Annotated in this window: 3 protein-coding genes; all 3 read right to left on the reverse strand. The window is 67.9% G+C overall.

The features are described from left to right. Nucleotides 1–743: ABC transporter ATP-binding protein (locus tag ACIPIA_RS13660; protein WP_400510331.1), on the reverse strand; the 743-nt coding region annotated here is incomplete at its 3' end. Beyond that, nucleotides 740–1,783, reverse strand: coding sequence for a FecCD family ABC transporter permease (locus ACIPIA_RS13665; protein ID WP_400510333.1), 1,044 nt, complete (start codon nucleotides 1,781–1,783; stop codon nucleotides 740–742). The genes ACIPIA_RS13665 and ACIPIA_RS13660, both read right to left, overlap by 4 nt. Further along, the coding region (locus ACIPIA_RS13670) for an ABC transporter substrate-binding protein (RefSeq protein WP_400510334.1) at nucleotides 1,780–2,722 on the reverse strand (943 nt) is incomplete at its 5' end. The genes ACIPIA_RS13670 and ACIPIA_RS13665, both read right to left, overlap by 4 nt.

Consider the following 2,722-nt stretch of genomic DNA (forward strand, 5'->3'; position numbering starts at 1 on the left):
ATATGTCGGCGGCCAGCCGCGCCCACCCGAATCGCGACGGCGACGCCGAACACCGCCTGGATCATATCCTCGGTCAGCACAGCTTCGGGCGCTCCGGCAGCGAGCAATCGCCCCTGATGCAGGAGCGCGATCTCGTCGCAGAACAGCGCGGCGAGGTTGAGGTCGTGCAAGGCGACGATGCAGGTGACGCCGAGCCGGCGGATCAGCGTCAGGATGGAGAGCTGATGCTGGATGTCGAGATGGTTGGTCGGCTCGTCCAGGATCAGTTCGCTGGGCTCCTGCGCCAGCGCGCGAGCGATGTGCACGCGCTGGCGCTCCCCGCCGGACAGCGTGTGCCAGAACTGGTCATGACGGCCCTCAAGCCCGACGCGCGCCAGCGCGGCATTGACCGCCGCCTCGTCCGCGGCATTCCACGACGCCAGCGCCGCGCGATGCGGCGTCCGTCCGAGGCGCACGACGTCGCAGACCGAAAGCTGGACGTCGGTCGTCGCCTGCTGCTCGACGAAGGCGAGCCGGCGCGCCAGCTCACGGCGCGGGACGGAGGCGATATCGCGGGTGTCGAGCATCACCACGCCGCTCGCGACGTTGCGCAGGCGGCAGAGGAGCCGCAACAGGCTCGACTTGCCCGAGCCGTTGGGGCCGATGAGACCAAGGATGCGGCCTGGCGCAGCCTGAAGGGTCACGCCGTCGACGATCATCCGCCCGGCCGCTGCCCAGCGCACGTCTTGGGTTGCGAGCGTCATGCGGCATTCCGGGCGCGATAGAGGATCAACGCAAAGGCGGGCGCTCCGACGAGCGCCGTGACCACGCCGATCGGCAGGATCTGTTGCGGCACCAGTACGCGCGAGAGGATGTCTGCCAGGATCATGAAGATCGCGCCGATGACGAGGCAGGCCGGCAGAAGCCGGGCATGCCCGGGTCCGACGACGAAGCGCGCGGCATGTGGGATGACCAGGCCGACGAAGCCGATCGTTCCGACGATAGAGACCATCGCGGCGGTCATCACGGCGGTCGTCGCAAACAGGATGATCCGGACACGCGTCACCGCGACGCCGAGCGACGCAGCGGCATCGACACCGAAGGCGAAGGCATCCAGCGCCTTGGCGTGCAGCATGCAGATGCCGAAGCCGATCAGCGCCACCGGCGTCGCGATCCACAGGTCGGGCCAGCGCACCCCGCCGAAATTGCCCAGCAACCAGAACATCACCCCGCGAGCCTGCTCCGCGCTCGCGAGCGTCGTGACGATGGTCGCCGTGGCAGCGTTGAAGAGCTGCGAGGCGGCGACACCGGCGAGGATCACGCGATTGCTCGCACCGCCCGCCCCCGCGGCAAGAAGCGCCACGACGGCGAGGGCGGCACATGCGCCGATGAAGGCGCCCGTCGACAGGCTCACCGCCATGCCGCCGATGCCGACCCCGAGGATCAGGACCGCGACAGCCCCCGTGGAGGCACCGGCCGAGATGCCGAGGATGTAAGGCTCGGCCAGCGGGTTGCGCAGCAGGGCCTGCAGGATCACGCCGGAGAGTGCCAGCGCCCCGCCGCAAAGCCCTGCCATCAGCGCGCGGCTCAGCCGGTAATCGAAGATCACGCCCTGCTGGATGGCGCCGACCGGCAGGCCGAGATCGAACAGCCCGTTGCCGAGCGCCTTGAGTGCGACCTCGAACGGGATCGCCATCTCGCCGATCGTCACCGCCAGCGCCACCGAGACGGTGAGCGCCGCCAGCGACAGGAGCGCGAGGCCGATCCGCGCCGGCCAGTTCGGACCGTGGGCGGCGTGGCTCAAGGAGCGAGACCGAAGCCCGCGATCGCGCGAGCGAGCGTCTCGATGCCGTCGACCGTGTCGAGTCCGGCTCGGGTCGCGCCGACATCGATGACGACGACGCGGCCGTTCCTGACCGCATCGAGCTTGCTGGCCACCGGGTCGGTCTTGAGGAAGTCGAGCTTCTTCTCGATGTCATCCGCCGGAAAGCGGCGACGGTCCATCTTCACGGTGACGATCACGGCGGGGTTGGCAGCGGCAATGCTCTCCCAGCCGACCAACGGCCATTCCTCGTTGGTGGTGATGATGTTGCGTGCACCCAGCTTCGACAGGATATAGGCCGGCACGCCGTTCCTGCCGGCCATGAAGCCATCGCCCTTGATGTCCTTGCTGGAGAACCAGACGACCACCGGCACGTCCTGCGCCTTCAGCTTCCCAACGGTTTCGACGGCCTTGTCCTCGCGCGCCTTGAGCTCGGCGACGAGCTTCTCGGCCCGGTCGGAAACGTCGAAGATCTGCCCGAACTCGCGGATGTTGCGGTAGACCAGCTCCATCGAGAACATCTGCGTGCGGACGCCGTCGCCCGGCCCGGAATTATCCTTGCCGATGCAGTCGGTCGGCGAGACATAGGTCGGCACCTTGACCTTGTGGAACTGGTCACGCTTGCCGACGATCCCGTTCGGCCCAACATGCCATTCGAACATCGCGGTGACGAGATCGGGTTCCTGGCCGACCACGGCCTCGAAGCTCGGATCATTGTCGGCGAGGCGCTTAACCTTGGCGTTGACGGCCTCATAGGGCTTGGCGACCGGCGAGAACCATACCGCCGTGCCGACGAGCCGATCGCCGAGACCGAGCGCATAGAGGATCTCCGTCTGGGTCTGGCCGATCGCGACGACGCGCTTGGGCGGCGCGGCGAAGGTGATGGTTTCCCTGCAGTTCTCGAGCGTCAGCGGATATTGC

The organism is Allobosea sp. CER48 (assembly GCF_044752385.1).
Lineage (GTDB): Bacteria > Pseudomonadota > Alphaproteobacteria > Rhizobiales > Beijerinckiaceae > Allobosea.